This is a genomic window from Burkholderia pulmonis (assembly GCF_984667975.1).
Window position 1 is genome coordinate 1,217,282 of record NZ_OZ480187.1, and the last position, 16,840, is coordinate 1,234,121.

Annotated in this window: 15 protein-coding genes; 3 read left to right on the plus strand and 12 right to left on the minus strand. The window is 67.3% G+C overall.

Annotation, left to right across the window (positions count from 1 at the left end; translation table 11 throughout):
* Positions 1-3: 3 nt before the first annotated feature.
* The 4 genes from AC5LXK_RS22230 to AC5LXK_RS22245 all read right to left on the minus strand — a co-directional run bounded on the left by AC5LXK_RS22230 (position 4) and on the right by AC5LXK_RS22245 (position 4,364).
* Positions 4-909: a metal-dependent hydrolase gene (locus AC5LXK_RS22230; protein ID WP_493393635.1), complete on the minus strand. Its 906-nt coding sequence runs from the start codon at positions 907-909 to the stop codon at positions 4-6.
* A complete protein-coding gene (locus tag AC5LXK_RS22235; RefSeq protein WP_493393636.1) occupies positions 906-1,841 on the minus strand; it encodes an SDR family NAD(P)-dependent oxidoreductase in 936 nt (311 codons plus the stop codon). Before AC5LXK_RS22235 ends, AC5LXK_RS22230 begins: the two co-directional genes overlap by 4 nt.
* Positions 1,842-1,862: 21 nt before the next feature.
* Positions 1,863-3,446, minus strand: coding sequence for a flavin-containing monooxygenase (locus AC5LXK_RS22240; RefSeq protein ID WP_493393637.1), 1,584 nt, complete (start codon positions 3,444-3,446; stop codon positions 1,863-1,865).
* Between the two features lie 246 nt (positions 3,447-3,692).
* Positions 3,693-4,364, minus strand: coding sequence for a lysoplasmalogenase (locus tag AC5LXK_RS22245; RefSeq protein WP_493393638.1), 672 nt, complete (start codon positions 4,362-4,364; stop codon positions 3,693-3,695).
* A gap of 358 nt (positions 4,365-4,722) precedes the next feature.
* Between AC5LXK_RS22245 and speB the strand changes: the two genes are divergently transcribed.
* The gene (gene speB / locus AC5LXK_RS22250; RefSeq protein ID WP_493393639.1) at positions 4,723-5,691 is read left to right on the plus strand and encodes an agmatinase; all 969 of its coding nucleotides are present in this window, start codon (positions 4,723-4,725) and stop codon (positions 5,689-5,691) included.
* A 265-nt stretch (positions 5,692-5,956) separates the two neighbouring features.
* On the opposite strand, the gene AC5LXK_RS22255 is transcribed toward speB, so the two are convergent.
* From AC5LXK_RS22255 to AC5LXK_RS22275, 5 genes are all read right to left on the minus strand, one after another.
* Positions 5,957-6,181, minus strand: coding sequence for a hypothetical protein (locus AC5LXK_RS22255; RefSeq protein ID WP_493393640.1), 225 nt, complete (start codon positions 6,179-6,181; stop codon positions 5,957-5,959).
* A gap of 278 nt (positions 6,182-6,459) precedes the next feature.
* A complete protein-coding gene (locus tag AC5LXK_RS22260) occupies positions 6,460-6,663 on the minus strand; it encodes a cold-shock protein (protein WP_006485974.1) in 204 nt (67 codons plus the stop codon).
* Between the two features lie 519 nt (positions 6,664-7,182).
* Positions 7,183-8,031 carry a MerR family transcriptional regulator gene (locus AC5LXK_RS22265; RefSeq protein WP_493393641.1) on the minus strand — a complete coding sequence of 283 codons (849 nt, stop codon included), beginning with the start codon at positions 8,029-8,031 and terminating at the stop codon, positions 7,183-7,185.
* 9 nt (positions 8,032-8,040) lie between these two features.
* A complete protein-coding gene (locus AC5LXK_RS22270) occupies positions 8,041-8,601 on the minus strand; it encodes a GNAT family N-acetyltransferase (RefSeq protein WP_493393642.1) in 561 nt (186 codons plus the stop codon).
* A gap of 88 nt (positions 8,602-8,689) precedes the next feature.
* Positions 8,690-9,562, minus strand: coding sequence for a LysR family transcriptional regulator (locus AC5LXK_RS22275; RefSeq protein WP_493393643.1), 873 nt, complete (start codon positions 9,560-9,562; stop codon positions 8,690-8,692).
* A gap of 131 nt (positions 9,563-9,693) precedes the next feature.
* Between AC5LXK_RS22275 and AC5LXK_RS22280 the strand changes: the two genes are divergently transcribed.
* Positions 9,694-10,692, plus strand: a complete 999-nt coding sequence (locus AC5LXK_RS22280; RefSeq protein ID WP_493393644.1) for a quinone oxidoreductase family protein — start codon at positions 9,694-9,696, stop codon at positions 10,690-10,692.
* Positions 10,693-10,751: 59 nt separating this feature from the next.
* On the opposite strand, the gene AC5LXK_RS22285 is transcribed toward AC5LXK_RS22280, so the two are convergent.
* On the minus strand, positions 10,752-12,266 hold the full coding sequence (locus tag AC5LXK_RS22285) for an MDR family MFS transporter (RefSeq protein ID WP_493393645.1): 1,515 nt from the start codon (positions 12,264-12,266) through the stop codon (positions 10,752-10,754).
* A gap of 231 nt (positions 12,267-12,497) precedes the next feature.
* On the opposite strand from AC5LXK_RS22285, the gene AC5LXK_RS22290 reads away from it, so the two are divergent.
* Positions 12,498-14,057, plus strand: coding sequence for a methyl-accepting chemotaxis protein (locus AC5LXK_RS22290; protein ID WP_493393646.1), 1,560 nt, complete (start codon positions 12,498-12,500; stop codon positions 14,055-14,057).
* Positions 14,058-14,117: 60 nt separating this feature from the next.
* Here AC5LXK_RS22290 and AC5LXK_RS22295 read toward each other — a convergent pair whose 3' ends face one another.
* Both AC5LXK_RS22295 and AC5LXK_RS22300 read right to left on the minus strand, forming a co-directional pair.
* Positions 14,118-15,785, minus strand: a complete 1,668-nt coding sequence (locus tag AC5LXK_RS22295; RefSeq protein ID WP_493393647.1) for an ATP-binding domain-containing protein — start codon at positions 15,783-15,785, stop codon at positions 14,118-14,120.
* Between the two features lie 123 nt (positions 15,786-15,908).
* Positions 15,909-16,763 (minus strand): helix-turn-helix domain-containing protein, encoded by an 855-nt coding sequence (locus AC5LXK_RS22300; RefSeq protein WP_175840076.1) that lies wholly within the window; start codon positions 16,761-16,763, stop codon positions 15,909-15,911.
* Between the last annotated feature and the right edge of the window lie 77 nt (positions 16,764-16,840).

Genomic DNA, 16,840 nt, shown 5'->3' on the forward strand with positions numbered 1-16,840 from the left:
GCGTCATGCCTGCGGGACCGGGTGCAGCGGCACGCGGCGCGGGGCCGCTTGCGCCGCGTAGCGCGCGTTGGTCGCGTCGATGTTCTCGAGCAGCGTGTCGAGCCCCTGCAGGTACTGGTGGTTGTCGTGATCCCACGGATGGAAGCCCGGGCGGAAATAGTCGAGCCATTCGCGCGCGATGCTCGGGAACACGCCGTGCTTCGGGCCGTACAGGTACTTCACGAGGCGCCACATGCCGCCGAACTTGCCGTGTTCGCGACGGTGCGCGAGCATCAGGCGCACGTGGAAGTCGAACACGATGGCCCAGAAGAACACGGTCGTCGTCAGCATCGTGCCCGTGCGCAGCAGGTAGCTGCCGAGGCCCGGCTTCATCACCGTGGCCCATACGTCGTAGGACACCGCCTTGTGCTCGGTTTCCTCCATCGCATGCCACATCCACATCTGCTGGTAGCCTTCGACCGAACCGTCGATCCGGTGCTCGTGGCCCGACAGCAACTGGTTCGCGAGGATCGCCGTGTAGTGTTCGAGCGCGATCGTGATCGCGAGCTGCATCGAATGCGGCAGCGCCTTCTTGAACCAGCCGAGGATCGTCCACAGGCGCTTGTCGAGCTTGTGCGCGGGCAGGCCCGACGATTGCAGCAGGTCGTTGTATTCGATGTGCTCGCGCGTGTGCATCGCTTCCTGGCCGATGAAGCCGATCACCTGCTTCTTCAGTTCGGGATCCTCGATCCGGTCGCGGTAGTTGCGCACCGAATCCATGAAGAAGCGTTCGCCGGCCGGGAACAGCAGCGACAGCGCATTCATGAAGTGCGTGACCGGCACGCCCTGCACGTGCCAGTCGCGTGCGCGTTCGGGCGGCAGCGCGAAACGGATGTCGCGCCGCACGGGCATCATGTTCGGGGTCGTCATGATTGTTCTCCTCCCTGATTGCCTGCATTGTTGTAGGTGGCGTGCAGCGGTGCGGGCGCCGGCGTGCCGCGTGCGGCATGGCGGCGGGCCTTCGCGGCTTCGCGGCGCGTCGCGAGCACGACGAGCGCCTGGTATGCGGCCGGCAGGATGCGCGCCATCCAGTCCGCCCCCTTCGCGTCGCGGCCGATCAGCACGCGGCGCTTGTTCCTGCGCACGCCGGCGAGGATCGTGCGCGCGGCGTCATCGGCGGTCGTGATGAAGAACTTCTCGAAGCTGTCCTTGCCTTGCTGTTCGCTCTCGACGATGAAGCCGACCATGTTCTTCGCGACGCGGCTCGACTGCGCGATGTTCGTGCGGATGCCGCCCGGATGCACGCAGGTGGCCGATACGCCGCACTTCATCATGTCGAGTTCCTGGCGCAGCGATTCGGTGAAGCCGCGCACCGCGAACTTCGTCGCGTTGTAGCCGCTCATGCCCGGCTGCGCGAAGATCCCGAAGATGCTCGACGTGTTGATCACGTGGCCGTCGCCCGATGCCTTCAGGTGCGGCAGGAACGCCTTCGTGCCGTGCACGACGCCCCAGAAGTTGATGTTCACGATCCATTCGAGATCGCTGTATTCCATCCCTTCGATCGTGCTCGACAGCGCGACGCCCGCGTTGTTGAAGATCAGGTTGACCTTGCCGTGTTCCTTCGCGGTGTCGTCGGCCCACGCGAACATCGCGTCGCGGTCGCCGACGTCGAGCACGCGTGTCGATACGCGCACGTTCGGCGCGATCGCGCGGACGATCCGTTCGGTTTCGGCGAGGCCGACGCCGTTCTTGTCGGCGAGCGATACGTGGCAGCCGGCCTGTGCGAGCTGGATCGCGAGCGAGCGGCCCATGCCCGAGCCGGCACCCGTGATCGCGGCGACCTTGTTGGCGAAATCTCTCATGTCGGTGGCTCCTTGTCTGGCTCAGGCCGCTTCGGCGGACGTGGATGCGGAAGCGGCGGGCGCGGCGACGGGCCGCGCGGCGGTGTCGTGCTGCGGCGCGCGATACGCGTGGTAATCGGCGATCGAGAAGCGCGCGGTCGCCTGGCGGAAGCGCCACGTGAAGCCCGGCCACAGCGTCGTGTTCTTGCCGGTGCGCGGGTCGAGGTACCAGCTCTTGCAGCCGCCCGTCGACCAGATCGCCTTTTTCAGCTTGCCCTGCAGGTCGCTGTTGAATTGCGCCTCGACGAGCGGGCGTACCTCGATCGCATCCGCGCGCTCGCGGTGCATCGCCTGCAGCGCGCCGAGGATGTATTCGATCTGCGACTCGATCATGAACACCATCGAGTTGTGGCCGAGGCCGGTGTTCGGGCCGACGATCATGAAGAAGTTCGGGTAGCCGGGCAGCGTCGAGCCGAGGTATGCGTGCGCGCCGTCGCGCCACGCGTCGACGATGTCGAGGCCGCCGCGGCCGATGATCGCGCCGCGCGGATACGGGTCGGCCACCTGGAAGCCGGTGCCGTAGATCAGGCAGTCGACTTCATGGCGCTTGCCGTCGGTCGTCACGACCGCGTCGGCTTCGATATGGTCGATGCCGGTCGTGATCACGTCGACGTTCTTGCGCGACAGCGCCGGGTAGTAGTCGTTCGAGATCAGCACGCGCTTGCAGCCGAGCGTGTAGTTCGGCGTGACGGTCTGGCGCAGCTCCGGATCGGGAATCTGCTTGCGGATGTGGCGTAGCGCGAGCTTCTGCACGTTCTTCATCAGCGACGGATGGATCGCGAAGCCGAGCACGCGCGATTCGAGCATCCAGTAGATGCCGCTGCGCACGGCCTTCTGCGTGAACGGCAGCGTACGGAACAGCCACTTCTCGAGCCCGGTCAGGTTGCGGTCGGGCTTCGGCATGATCCACGGCGGCGTGCGCTGGAACAGCGCGAGCTCCTTCACGCGCGGTGCGATCTGCGGGACGAACTGGATCGCGCTCGCGCCGGTGCCGATCACCGCGACGCGCTTGCCTTCGAGCGCGTAGTCGTGATCCCACTGCTGCGAATGGAATGCGCGGCCCTGGAAATTCTCGACGCCGGGAATCGACGGCAGCGCGGCGCGCGACAGGCCGCCCATCCCCGACACCAGCACGCGCGCGGACAGCCGCTTGCCGTTCGCGAACGTCAGGCGCCAGCGCTGCGCGGCTTCGTCGTACTCGGCGCGCTGCAGCTCGTGGTTCAGGCGCAGGTGCGGGCCGACGCCGAAGCGCTGCACGCAGTCTTCCAGATACGCGCGGATCTCCGGTTGCGGCGCGAACATGCGCGTCCAGCGCGGGTTCGGCGCGAACGAGAACGAATAGACGTGCGATTGCACGTCGCATGCACACCCGGGGTAATGATTGTCGCGCCACGTGCCGCCGACCGACGCGGCCTTCTCGAGGACGACGAAGTCGGTCACGCCTGTTTGCCGCAGGCGGATCGCCATTCCGAGACCGGCGAAGCCGGTGCCGATGATGGCGATGTCGATGGTTTCGTCCAGACCGTCGTGGCCGGGCGGACCGAAAGGCAATGTGCGAGCATTCATCCGGGTGTCTCCGATTTGGCTCATTTTTGAATGTTACATTGGTTGATGTAACGATAGTGGGTGAACCCGGAAACCGCAAGAGGCTAGAAGCGGCGCTCTAAGGGCCGGAAGCCAGACGGGAAAAGGCTGAGCGGGGTTTGGAACGGTTTGCTTTCCGCGATGCGGGATGCGCGGAAAGGGCCGTCGGCAGGACGAGACAGGCGGGAGGCGAGGCCGCCGGCGTGCGGCGGCCTGTTTGAAACAGTATCAGGGACGGATCGATCGGGCGGCCGTCTCATGGAAAACCCCGGCCACGATCGTGACCTGCGCGAGCGCGTAGAGGCCCCAGATCAGGAAATCGATGCCCGGAAAACCGCCGAGGAACCGGCCGACGCCGATCAGCGTGTCGGAGCCGACGAAGATCAGGCTGCCGATCGCGACCAGCGGGCCGCGCGTGCGGGCGGCGAGCGCGAAGCTGGCCATCACGCACAGCACGAGCATGTAGACGGCGACCGGCGCCAGCAGCTCGCCGAGATGCGGGAAGAACGCCGCGTAGAACGCCGGTGCGGCGATCCACAACCCGATCAACGCGACGATGCGCCAGCCGTGCGGCCGCGCGCGCCAGCGCATGAAGATCGCGCAATAACACACGTGCGTGAGCAGGAACGCGCCGAGGCCGAGGACGAACGACAGCGGCCAGTCGGGCAGCGCGAGCAGCACGTCGCCGAGCACCGCGGTGGCGAGCGCCGCGCACAGCCACGCACGTTCGCGCGCCGCGCCGCAGGTGCTGCCCGCCGCGAGCAGCAGGATGCCCATCGCGGCTTTCGCGGCGGCCTGGCCCGGATAGGGCGCGGCGGCGAGCGACAGCCCGTACAGCAGTGCGGCGGCGATGGCGAGCGGCCAGAGCCGGCGGTAGGTGGCGGGAAGCGTGGCGATCAAGGCGGGTGTCTCCGGTTTGTTGTTGTCTGCGGTGGACGGCGCGCCGTCGAGGGCGCGGCTGCCGGCCATTATCCGGAAGAACGGGCAAGCAAAAACCGGCGAATCCTTCTAGTCATCGATGCCGACGGATGACGATGCCGCTGTCGGATTTCTCCGCGCGTTGCCCCGGCTGAACCGGGGCAACGACTTCAATTCGGCTTGCTATGATCGCCGCGGTATTGCCGTTGTCGATGTTCCGCCCGGCCGTGCGACTGGATGCGCAAGCCGGTGCGTGTCCCGATGAATCCATGCCGTGCCCGGCCCGCGCGCGAATGCGAAGCGGGGCGGCGCCGGCTCCCCACGAAAACAGGTCCGACCCATGACCGAACTCTTCCACGGCGACGGCGCGATCCGTCGCACGACGCCGTACGGCTCGTCGATCGAAAACACCTATGCGGGCGTGCTGTCGTTCATGCGCCGCAACTATTCGCGTGCGCTCGACGGCGTCGACGTCGCGATTTCCGGCGTACCGCTCGACCTTGCGACGACCTATCGTTCCGGCGCGCGGCTCGGGCCGGCCGCGATCCGCGCGGCGAGCGTGCAGCTCGCCGAGCTCAATCCGTATCCGTGGGGCTTCAATCCGTTCGACGATCTCGCGGCCGTCGACTATGGCGACTGCTGGTTCGACGCGCACAACCCGCTGTCGATCAAGCCCGCGATCATCGAGCATGCACGTACGATCCTCCGTTCGGGCGCGAAGATGCTGACGTTCGGCGGTGATCACTACATCACGTATCCGCTGCTGGTTGCGCATGCGGAGCGCTACGGCAAGCCGCTGTCGCTGATCCATTTCGACGCGCACTGCGATACATGGGCCGACGACGAGCCGGACAGCCTCAATCACGGCACGATGTTCTACAAGGCCGTGAAGGACGGATTGATCGATCCCGCAACGTCGGTGCAGATCGGGATCCGCACGTGGAACGACGATTTTCTCGGGATCGAGCGGCTCGATGCCGCGTGGGTGCACGACCACGGTTCGCGTGCGGCGGTCGAGCGGATCGTCGACATCGTCGGCGCGCGGCCTGCGTACCTGACGTTCGATATCGACTGTCTCGATCCGGCGTTCGCGCCAGGAACGGGGACGCCGGTGGCGGGCGGGTTGTCGTCCGCGCAGGCGCTGGCGATCGTGCGGGGGCTCGGGGCGGTGAATCTGGTCGGCGCGGATGTGGTCGAGGTCGCACCGGCCTACGATCACGCGGACATTACCGCGATCGCGGCCGCGCATGTCGCGTGCGATCTGCTGTGCCTGTGGCGGCAGAAGAAGGTGGCGGGCGCGTTGAAGTAAGCGGTCGTACGATGCGAAAAAGCCGGCGGGCAAGTTGGCCGCCGGCTTTTCATGTTGGTCTGCGCCGATATCGCGCGTACGTCGTCAATTTCCACGGAGAGGGTGCAGCTTGACGACGACGTCGAAGGGGCAATCGGGAAGTTCGAACCGGGCGCGCCGATCAAGCCGGCAGGTCGGAATCGATTGCACGCGATGTCGGGACACGCTTTGTCGCGCGCGCCCCGATGACGCGCATGCGGCAGGTGCCCGTACCGGGGCGCGGCTTTTAACCGCGCGTATCGATCCAGTCGTGTGCCCAGCGTGACGAATGCTCCAGCGCCTGTACTTCGTTCGCGAAGTAATCGAGCGAATAGAACTGGTAGCGGCCTTCGTCGCGCGTGCTGTTGGTGCGTTCGAGCAGCAGGTTGGATGAAAAACTACCGTCGGGCAAACGATGCGCCGAGGGTTGGACGGCATAGCCGTTGTACTGTTGAATGTGTTTGTTGTGCATTTTAATTTTAATGATGTTCGAGTGCGCGCGTGCCGTGCGAAATGCGCACGGGCAGGCCGATTCAAAGCCATTGCGGACTGAATCTGACGCAGTCGGAAAGCGAAAATGAGGCGTTGCGGCCGGAGGGGGGATGAAGTGCAACGAGGCGTGTGGCGCTTGGCAAGCTGCTGAATGAACCGATGCAGCTAAGGGCGATCGCGCCAACTTTAGGAGGCGAGGCTCCGTGGGGGTGTCGCTGCGACCCGGCGTCCGTCTCGGGAGGCCGGGTCCTTCAAACTTTACAGCGGCTTGATGTTGGCCGCTTGCAGACCCTTCGGGCCCTGCTTCGTTTCGAAGCTCACTTTCTGATTTTCAGCCAGCGTCTTGAAGCCGTCGGCACGGATTTCGGAGAAATGAGCGAACAGGTCGTCGCCGCCGTTGTCCGGGGTGATGAAGCCAAAGCCTTTGCTGTCGTTGAACCACTTGACGATACCGGTATCCATGAAGATTCCTTGAGAAAAAATATAAAGAGATTTGCCCTGTTGAAGAGCCTGTGAAGCGTCAAGGAGGGAGAGGACAACGAATACCGCTTGGAAGGAGCAGCAATTGATGAACAGCAATCGGACTTCTTGGACTTCGACCTAGACACTAACCGACATGCGGCGCTCGCGTCAATCGTTATCTTGTAACTATTTTGCGGCGCGGCCCGTTGTTGCGGATGGAGCGATGCGGCCCTGTCTGGCTGGAAGGCGGGATGAACGGCGCTTCCGGCCGTGCGCCGACCCGTGCCGACGACGGTTGTCGCCTGCAACGGTCGTTGGTTTTTCCGCACGCCGGGCACTCGCGCGTTGCAGCGAAAGGTCGACACATGCGTGACGGCAGCGGTGCGGGTGGTTCAGCGCGTGAAACGAATCGTCGGACGAACTTCATGCGAGACATTTTCGGGCGCGACCGGTGCCGCTCGGTTCGAAGAAGGATCGCATGGACGATCGCGTGCCGACGCGCACAAGACGGCGGCGCGCCTACGCGTTGTCGCCGCCGCCTTGCGTATCCGATGCATCCGCCGCGCCGGACTGCCGCGCCGCTTCATCGCTGAGCTTCTTGTCGAGGATCGTTGCAACACGGCCGCCGAGATACGCACTCGCCGCGGTTTCGAGCGCGCGATTCGTCTCGCCCTCGACGAACACGGCTGCGAGCGGGCGCAGGCGCCAGATCGCGTCGACCAGTTCGGGCACGTCGGTGGCCGGCGGCAGCGTGTCGGCGTCGTAGCGGTCGAGCCGTTTCACGACGAGATCGACGAGCAGTCGTGCGATCGCGTCGAAGTGCGGGCGGGCAAGGCTGATCACGTCGAGCAACTCGCGCGGCGGAATGCCTTCCTTCGTCATCGCGGCCGCTGCCTCGAGCAGCGCGGGGCTCTTCGCGACGAACGACAGGCCGCGCCGTTCGAGCAGACCGAGCTCGGTCACGCGGGACAACTGCGTGGTCGCCTGCGGGCCGAACATCTGCGCGAGCGCGGCGAGCGAATAGGTTTTCGGCAGCTCGTGCGACCAGCGGCCGCCGATCGCGTTTTCGAGGCCGAGGATCGAACGCAGGTCGTGGCCTTCGTCGATCGCCTTGATCAGATCCTGGATGTTCGACAGCGTGTAGCCGCGCGCGAGCAGATGGTTGATCAGCCTCAGGCGTGCGACGTGCGTGTCGTCGTAGATGCCGACGCGCCCGCGTTTCTCCGGCGGCGCGAGCAACCCGCGATCCTGGTACGCGCGGACGTTGCGCACGGTGGTATCGGACACGCGTGCGAGTTCGTCGACCGTGTACTCGTTGCGGGAATCCGGTGCGGCCTCGTCGGGCGTGGAATGAGTCTGTTTTGACATGCGGCCATTCTAGCGCGACGCGGCGGGCTCGGGCGAGGCGGGGCCCGCGTTCGCGCCGACGCCGAGCGGGCGCTGCAGCAGCGCCGTGTCGATCCAGCGGCCATGCTTGAAGCCGACCGCTTTCAGCATGCCGGCCGGCTCGAAGCCGAACGCGCGATGCAGCGACGTCGAGCCGCCGGTGCCGCCGTCGGCGATCACCGCGATCATCTGCCGCCACGGGCCCGCTTCGCAGCGCGCGATCAGCGCCGCGAGCAGCGCGCGGCCGATCCCGCGCCCGCGATGCGCATCGTCGATGTAGATCGAATCCTCGATCGTGAAGCGGTACGCACTGCGCGTGCGATATGGCGTCGCATACGCATAGCCGGCCACGCGGCCGTCGCATTCGGCGACGAGATACGGCAGCCCGTGACGCAGCACCGCGTCGCGGCGCGCGCGCAGTTCGGCGACGTCGGGCGCTGTTTCCTCGAACGACGCGACGCTGTGGTGAACGTGGTGCGCGTAGATCGCGTGGATGGCATCGAGGTCGGTGTCGATCGCGTCGCGAACGACGCAGGCAGGGGCAGTGGGCATGGCGGCCGGACAGGTGAAATCAAATCGCTACTATGCCGGCCGCCGGCGCATGTGGCAAAGACGATTGACGGGTGGCGGCGCAGGTTCCCTACAGCCGTCCGTCCGCTGCATGAACCGCGTCGGCGATCGCCTCGGCGACGCGCTGTACGCGCGGCGACCGGCGCACGTCCGGGTGCACGACGAGCCAGATCTCGCGCTCGATGTCGCAGCGCGGCGCGTCGGTCAGCTCGACGAGCGGCGCGCCGGCGTGCGCGGCCGGATCGTCGACGAGAAATCGCGGCAGCAGAGCGACGCCGGCGCCGGCAGCGCACGCGCGATGCTGCGCGGCGAGGTCGTTGGCGATGAACGCGAAACGGCGTCCGGCCGCGAAGCGTTCGAGCCATTGCTGCTGCGGTGTTTGCGCGAGCGCGTCGTCGTAGCCGATGAACGCCAGGCTGTCGGGCGGCACGTCTACCCATTCCGGCGCCGCGCACAGCACGAAGCGCATCGTGCCGAGCCGGCGCGCGGCGAGCCCGGGCTCGCTCGGCCGCGACAGGCGCACCGCGAGATCGGCTTCGCGCGCATACAGGTTCGCTGCATGCATCTCGCCCATCAGGTCGATCCGCAGCGACGGCCACGCGCGCTGCGCGCGGGCCAGGCGTGGCGCGAGGAAATGGCTGGCGAACACCGGCGACGCCGACACGCGCACGACGCCATCGAGCGCCGCCGCCCCCTGCGCGGCACGCGCGAACGCATGCGCGTCGGCTTCGAGGCGAGCGGCGTGATCGGCGAGGTGCAGCCCTTCGTCGGTCGGCGGCCAGCCGCGTGGCAGCCGGTCGAACAGCCGGATCCCGAGTGCGGATTCCAGCGCGTCGATGCGCCGCGCGACCGTCGAATGCTGAACCTGCAGCGCACGCGCGGCGGCCGACAGGCTGCCGCCGCGCATCACCGCCAGAAAGTAGCGGATGTCGTCCCAGCTCATCGGTAGTACGGAGGCGGGAGTGGGAGCCAGATCGGTCGAATTTTGCACAGTAGATGGGCGATCAACGTGAATTCCGTTCGATTATGCACGATGGGATGATCGTGTCACTTCATTCGATAACGAGGAACGCCATGACCCAGAATGCCAACGCCATCCGGATCGGGATCGACCGTTACGGCGACGCCGGCGTGCTGCGCCGCGTCGATGCGCCGGTCGCGCCGCCCGGTGCCGGCGAAGTGCGGATTCGTCAGACCGCCGTCGGCGTGAATTTCGTCGACATCTATTTCAGGACGGGGGCGCACGCGTTGCCCGCGCTGCCGGATGCGCTCGGCGTCGAGGCGGCCGGCGTGATCGACGCGGTCGGGCCGGGCGTGACGGATCTCGTTCCTGGTCAGCGCGTGGCGTATGCGGGCATGCCGACCGGCAGCTATGCGAGCCTGCGCACGATGCCGGCCGAACGCGTGCTGCCGATTCCGGACGGCCTGAGCGACGAAGCCGCCGCGGCCGGGCTGCTCAAGGGGATCACCGTGTACATGCTGCTGCATCGCGTCCGGCAGGTCGGCGCCGGCGACACGGTGCTCGTGCATGCGGCGGCCGGCGGCGTCGGGCTGCTGGCGACGCAGTGGGCGCGCGCGCTCGGCGCGCGGGTGATCGGTACGGTCGGATCGGCCGCGAAAGCCGCGCTCGTGCGCACGCACGGCGCAGACGCGGTGGTCGATTATCGCGAAGCGGATTTCGTTGCAGCCGCGCGCGCGTTCGGCGGCGGTGCGGGCGTCGATTACGCGATCGACGGAATCGGCGGCGACGTGCTGACGCGCACGCTCGGTGCAATCCGTCCGTTCGGGATGGTCGCGAGCATCGGGCAGGTGGCCGCGATCGGCGCGCGCCAGACGTTCGATCTCGACGAATTGGGCCCGGCCCGTTCGATCGCGCTTGCGCGGCCGAGCGTGCTCGGTTTCATCGCGCGCGACGTTGGCGGATACCGGGACGCCGCGCGTGCGACGCTCGACCGGCTGGCGGGCGGGATGCACGTGGAGATCGGCGCGCGGCTGCCGCTCGAGCAGGCGGCCGATGCGCACCGGTTGCTGGAGTCGCGCGCGACGACAGGGGGCGTCGTGCTGCTGCCTTGACGGCGGATGCGTGCGGATCGCGAGACGGCCGGACGGCCGCGTTGCGATCCGCCGGGCACTCAGTTGTGCTTGCGCAGCGGCGCATCCTCGACGAACCACGCGAGCACGAACGCGATCGCGATCACCGTCGCAGCGGCGAGATACACGACATGCAGCGAGCCGGCGAACGCGTGCAGGTACGCATCGCGCACGGCATCCGGCAACTGGTGCACGGCGGCCGGGCCGAGCGCGGGCGGCAGCTCGGTACCGGCCGGCAGCGCGTGCATGATCCGCGACTGCAACCCGTGCGAGAACAGCGCACCGAATGCGGCGACGCCGAGCGAGCCGCCGATCGAGCGGAACAGCGTCGCGCCCGACGTGGCCACCCCCATGTGCCGGAATTCGACCGTGTTCTGCACGGCAAGCGTGAGCACCGGCATCACCATGCCGAGCCCGATTCCGAGCAGCGCCATGTATGCGTACATCGTGTGCAGCGGCGTATCGAGCGTCAGCGTCGACAGCAGCGCCATCGCGATGCCGCCGGTCAGCGTCCCGGCGATCGGGAACATCCGGTACGAACCGAGCCGCGAGATCAGCCGGCCGCTGACGATCGACGTCACGAGCATCCCGCCCATCATCGGCAGCAGCTGCATGCCGGCCTGCGACGGCGTCGAGCCCTTCACGACCTGCAGGTACAGCGGGATGAACGTGACCGAGCCGAACAGCGCGATGCCGACGACGAAGCCGATCAGGCTCATCAGCACGAAGGTGCGATGACGGAACAGTTCGAGCGGCATGATCGGCTCGGCCGCGAGGCGCTCTTCATAAATGAAGCCGCCGATCGCGACGAGCCCGAGCACGAGCGTCATCCACAGTTGCGGCGATGTCCACGGCAGCAGCGAGCCGCCTTCGCTCGTGAACAGGATCACGCAGGTGAGGGCGGTCGCGAGGAAGGCTGCGCCCATGTAGTCGATCCGGTGCTTCACCTGCGCGGTGTGCGGCCGGAACGCCATGCCGATCACCGCGAGCGCGAGAAAGCCGAGCGGCAGGTTGATCGTGAAGATCCAGCGCCACGACAGGTGCTCGACCAGGAAGCCGCCGAGCAGCGGGCCGATGATCGTCGCGAGGCCGTAGACGCCGCCGAACATCCCCTGGTAGCGCGCCCGGCGAGCGGGCGGGACCAGATCGCCGATCGCGGCCATCGTAACGACCATCAGGCCGCCGCCGCCGAGCCCCTGCAGCGCGCGCAGCACGATCAGCTGCGTCATGTCCTGCGCGACGCCGCACAGCGCGGAGCCGGCGAGGAACAGCACGATCGCGGCCTGCAGCACGATCTTGCGGCCGTACAGGTCGCCGAGCTTGCCGTACAGCGGCAGCACGACGGTGGACGACAGCAGGTACGCGGTCACGACCCACGACAACTGGTCGAGCCCGCCGAGCTCGCCGACGATCGTCGGCAGCGCGGTCGACACGATCGTCTGGTCGAGCGCGGACAACAGCATGACGAGCAGCAGCGCGCCGATGACCAGCCCGGTCGGCGCGTCGCGGCGGGCCGTTTCGGCGGCTGGCGGAGTGAGGAGGGTGTCGGTTGTCATCGATATATCTGCCATGGCAGGGAACTGAGGCGAAATATAGCCGCAGATAGTTGACTAGTCAATTTCTGCCTTGCCTCGATATGTTGCAGGCGTAACAGGAGATTGCCGGCACGAAAAATTGACCGTGATCAGACGAAAAGCGGGGACGGACTCAAGTTTTTTGCAGGCAAACCGTAATCCAGAGTGCTGCGGACCGATTGCCGCGGCATTTTTTATCGCTCACGTGCCGTCATGAACCTGAACGCCCTGTTTTCCCGTTTCTCGATCCGTACGCGGATCTTCTCCACGCTCGGTCTCGTTGCCGTGCTGCTCGTCGTGTCGGGGCTGATCGGCCTCGCCGGCATGCAGAGCTCGAACCGCGCACTCGACGAGGCTTATACGCAGCAACTGGCTGCGAAGACCGCGCTGTCCGCGGCGAGCCTGAACCTGACGATCGTGCGCACGACGCTCGATCGTGCGCTGCTGCATCCGGAAGCGCCGGAAGTCCCGGATCTCGTGAAGAAGGCCGAAGGCTATCTCGCGAAGGCCGACAACGCGTGGCGCAACTACGCGGCGATGCCGCACGACGGTGACGAGGGCCCGCTCGCGAGCCGCCTCGACGCCGCGCGCCAGGCGCTGATCGGGCAGGCGCTGAAGCCGATGATCGATGCAATCCGCGAAGGCCGGCGCGACGAGGCCGACCGGCTGCTGATGACGGTGGCGCCGCCGCTGTCGGTCGCGCTCACGCAGGCGACCGATGCGCTCGATGCGTACCAGGTCGCGCGCGGCAAGGATGTCTACGACACCGCGCAGACTTACTACGGCTGGATGCGCATGGGCGCGATCGCGGGCATCGCATTCGGCCTGGCCGCGTGCCTCGGCTGCGCGGTCGGCCTGCATTTCGCGATCACGCAACCGGTGAACCGCTTGCTGTCGCATTTCCGCCGCCTGTCGGACGGCGACCTGACGTCGGAAGTGCGCTGGTCGTCGCGTGACGAAATGGCAGAACTGGTGAAGGGCGTGACGGGCATGCAGCGCAGCCTCGCGGACACGGTGCGCCAGGTCAGCCAGGGTTCCGAAGCGATCTCGACGGCGACGCACCAGATCGCGGCCGGCAACACCGACCTGTCGCAGCGCACCGAGGAGCAGGCGTCGGCGCTGCAGGAGACGGCCGCGAGCATGGAGCAACTGACCGCGACCGTGAAGCAGAACGCCGACAACGCGCTCGAGGCGCAGGCCTGCGCGGACAGCGCGAGCGAAATCGCGACGCGCGGCGCGACGGTGGTGGGCGAGGTGATCGGCACGATGAACGAGATCGACCGGAGCTCGCAGAAGGTCGCCGACATCATCGGCACGATCGAGGGCATCGCGTTCCAGACCAACATCCTTGCGCTGAATGCGGCGGTCGAAGCCGCGCGCGCAGGCGAGCAGGGGCGCGGTTTCGCGGTGGTCGCAGGCGAGGTGCGCACGCTTGCGCAACGCTCGGCGTCCGCGGCGAAGGAAATCCGCACGCTGATCGGCGAATCGGTCGAACGTGTTGCGATCGGCTCGCGGCTCGTCGGCACGGCCGGTACGACGATGCAGGATATCCAGCAGGCGATCGGGCGCGTGACGGGCATCATGACCGAGATCGCGGCCGCATCGAGCGAGCAGCGCGACGGGATCGAGCAGGTGAACCGCGCGGTGTCGCAGATGGACCAGGTGTCGCAGCAGAACGCGGCGCTGGTCGAGCAGGCTGCGGCGGCTGCCGCGTCGCTCGAGGAACAGGCCGACGGGTTGCGCCGTGCGGTGGGGGCGTTCCGGGTGGCGTGATCGAAAACGGGCGGTGACGGCGCAGGCGCCCGCTTGCCTGCCGTCCGCCTGCCCGCCGCGTCAGACGGCCGCGAGTTGCGCGGCCGCGCGCGACGACGCGACGATCAGCAGCTTCATCGTCGCGCGCGTTGCACCGACGAACAGCTTGCGCGCGGCACGCGCGTCGAGCGTATCGAAGTCGACTTCGGTGAGGATCACGCACGGCGCCGACTGGCCCTTGAAGCGGTAGATCGAATCGAGCAGCACGTCGCCTTCGCGATATTCAGGGTTGCCGAACAGGTCGTACTTGCCGGTGAAGCGCTTGATCCGGTGCGGGCCGAGCTGGTCGAGCGGCGCGAGCACCGAGCTTTCGCGGCCGCGGTACGACAGCACCGCGATGTCCTGCTTGCGGAAGCCCAGCGACAGCGCATGCGTGATCGCGCGCTTGGTCGCGTCGATGCAGGCGTCCGTCAAGGCGTTCGCCGACATGCCGTCTTCCCCGTAGGCCGACACCGACGGCTCTGAACCATCGAACGGGCTGCCCGAGCGCAGCTCGGCCGCGAGCGGCTCGACGCGGCCGACGACGTCACGCACGAATTCGAGCAGATCGCGCGGGCTGCGGTAGTTCGTCAGTGCCTTCAACGTGACCCAGCCGGACAGCGCGACGGGTTCGCGCATGTACAGGTTCTGCAGCGGATCTTCCAGCCACCACCATGCGCCATCCGGTGCGAGCAACCGCTCCAGCGCGGCCGCCCACGGTGCGTGGAAATCCTGTCCTTCGTCGACGACCAGCACGTCGAAGCGCCAGCGCTCGGGGATCGGCGTTTCGGCGAAACGCGCTTCGAGCCGCTCGAATTCGCCGGGCACCTGGAAGTCGGGCGTATAGCCGCCGTCGCGCGCGACCCAGTCGCACAGCTGGTGGTAGTTCGCGATCTTCGCGCCGGGCGGCGCGATGCGCGCGATGTAATCGGCGAGCGGCCGGTTGAAGCACACGTAGAGCACGCGCTTGCCGGCGGCGACGGCGTCGCGCATCGTCTGCACCGCGAGCTGCGTCTTGCCCGAGCCGGCGGTGCCGGTGACGCGCAGCCGGAACGGCGCGAATTCGAGCTGGCGCGCCCATTCGGCGAGCCCGCCGGACAACCGCGTGACGAGCGTGCCGGCCTGGCCGACGAGCGCGCTCGTGTCGGGTGTGAGCGCGAGCTCGTCCGCGAGGAAATGGTGGAGCTTCGGCGCGTTCGGGAAGGGTTCGTCGCCCTCGGGCAGGATCTGCAGGATCACTTGCCCGAGCTGCGCCTTGCGCGACGCGTCGACGATGCGATCGGCCGCGACGCCCGCGATCGACGCGTCGCGGATCGAGTAGTCTGGGCAGTACAGCAGCGCCTCGACGCCGTAGACGCCCGCGCCGAGTGCGGCCGTCAGGCGCCGGTGCAGCGTTTCCTGCGTGCGCGCGAGCTGGATCGGGACATTGCGTTCCTTCTGCAAATAGACCTTCACGAGCCCCTTCGGCGTCTCGCGCAGGAAGCCGGCCTTCTGCTCGATCAGCAGCACGCGGCCGGCCGGGCTCACGACGACGAACGCCGCTTCGCCGAACACCGAGAACGCCTGGTCGGCGCGCGTCCAGTGGACGCCGTGATAGACGGTGTAGCTGTCGGGCAGTGCGTGTTCGAGCGCGGCGAGCGTTTCGCGCTCGCGTTCGGCCGCGCCGGTGGCGGCGAGGCTTTTCCAGTCGTCGGGGATGAGGCGGGCCATGGCGTCGGGCGGCGGATGCCGGTGCGGGCGTGAACAGGTGCGGCTATTGTACTGAGGAACCTGTCCATGCCCGCGGCATTGCGCGCCCGCGTGCCTTCCGGAGGCGCGGCGGGCCGGCGGGGATTACCCGCGTGCGAGCCGTTTCGCGAGGTCGGCGCTGAGGATCGCCATGCGCGCGGGCTTTTCGTAGCAGACCACGTCGAACGCGCGGATCACTTCGCTGATGTCGGCCTCGCTCGCGCGACCGGTGAGCAGGTCGCCCGTCAGGACGAAAATCGGCGCGCCCGGGTTGTCGGACGTGCGCACGGCCTTGATCGCGGTGGCGGCCGTGCTGTCGTCGAACAGCCATTCGGTCAGCACGGCATCGAACGCCTGGCCCTGCAGCGCGTCGACGAACGGTGCGAGACCGTCGAACGCGGCTGTCGCGAAACCCTGCCGTTCGAGATAGCGGCACAGCTCGGTTGCGCTGACGCGATCGGGGTCGATCACCGCGACGACGAGCTTGTCGCTCTCCGCGCGGCGCGGATAGATCTCGATCTTGTGCACGTCGTACGCGTTCTGGTACAGCACGCCGGTATGGCGCAGCACGCGCCAGCGGCCGTTCTGTTCGTACGCGACGAACTCGGGGCGTGCGCCGGCTTCGAGCGGCGCGCCGATCCATGCGGTGCACGGAATTTCGGCGACGCCCGCGTAAAGGACGGCTTCCTGCGAATACGCGCCGACCATGCCGGGGTCGAGCGTTTGCGCGCCGAACAGCTGGGCGGCGGGTTCGCCGTACGCTTCGGCGACTTTCTTGATCTGCGCGAGCGTCCAGGGACTGCTGCCGCGCAGTTTGCGGTGGCCTTGCGAGAAACTCAGGTCGAGGATGCGGCACAGCTCGGTGGTCTGCTGGCGCTTGCCGATGCCGTTGCGGGTCATCAGCTCGCGCACGCGCTCGGCAACCGCGAGGGAATCCGTGGTGATTGCTTCAATGGTCATGCTACGGGAACGGATCGTGACGTTCAGAACGACGCCTTGCGGCAGTCTCGGCGGACAGTCTTCATGACGTCCAATGG

Bases quoted from the DNA above. Each gene is read 5' to 3' on its own strand.
- AC5LXK_RS22230 (WP_493393635.1), bottom strand. From the start codon at position 909: ATGACGACCCCGAACATGATGCCCGTGCGGCGCGACATCCGTTTCGCG.
- AC5LXK_RS22235 (WP_493393636.1), bottom strand. From the start codon at position 1,841: ATGAGAGATTTCGCCAACAAGGTCGCCGCGATCACGGGTGCCGGCTCG.
- AC5LXK_RS22240 (WP_493393637.1), bottom strand. From the start codon at position 3,446: ATGAATGCTCGCACATTGCCTTTCGGTCCGCCCGGCCACGACGGTCTG.
- speB (WP_493393639.1), top strand. From the start codon at position 4,723: ATGACCGAACTCTTCCACGGCGACGGCGCGATCCGTCGCACGACGCCG.
- AC5LXK_RS22255 (WP_493393640.1), bottom strand. From the start codon at position 6,181: ATGCACAACAAACACATTCAACAGTACAACGGCTATGCCGTCCAACCC.
- AC5LXK_RS22260 (WP_006485974.1), bottom strand. From the start codon at position 6,663: ATGGATACCGGTATCGTCAAGTGGTTCAACGACAGCAAAGGCTTTGGC.
- AC5LXK_RS22265 (WP_493393641.1), bottom strand. From the start codon at position 8,031: ATGTCAAAACAGACTCATTCCACGCCCGACGAGGCCGCACCGGATTCC.
- AC5LXK_RS22270 (WP_493393642.1), bottom strand. From the start codon at position 8,601: ATGCCCACTGCCCCTGCCTGCGTCGTTCGCGACGCGATCGACACCGAC.
- AC5LXK_RS22275 (WP_493393643.1), bottom strand. From the start codon at position 9,562: ATGAGCTGGGACGACATCCGCTACTTTCTGGCGGTGATGCGCGGCGGC.
- AC5LXK_RS22280 (WP_493393644.1), top strand. From the start codon at position 9,694: ATGACCCAGAATGCCAACGCCATCCGGATCGGGATCGACCGTTACGGC.
- AC5LXK_RS22285 (WP_493393645.1), bottom strand. From the start codon at position 12,266: ATGACAACCGACACCCTCCTCACTCCGCCAGCCGCCGAAACGGCCCGC.
- AC5LXK_RS22290 (WP_493393646.1), top strand. From the start codon at position 12,498: ATGAACCTGAACGCCCTGTTTTCCCGTTTCTCGATCCGTACGCGGATC.
- AC5LXK_RS22295 (WP_493393647.1), bottom strand. From the start codon at position 15,785: ATGGCCCGCCTCATCCCCGACGACTGGAAAAGCCTCGCCGCCACCGGC.
- AC5LXK_RS22300 (WP_175840076.1), bottom strand. From the start codon at position 16,763: ATGACCATTGAAGCAATCACCACGGATTCCCTCGCGGTTGCCGAGCGC.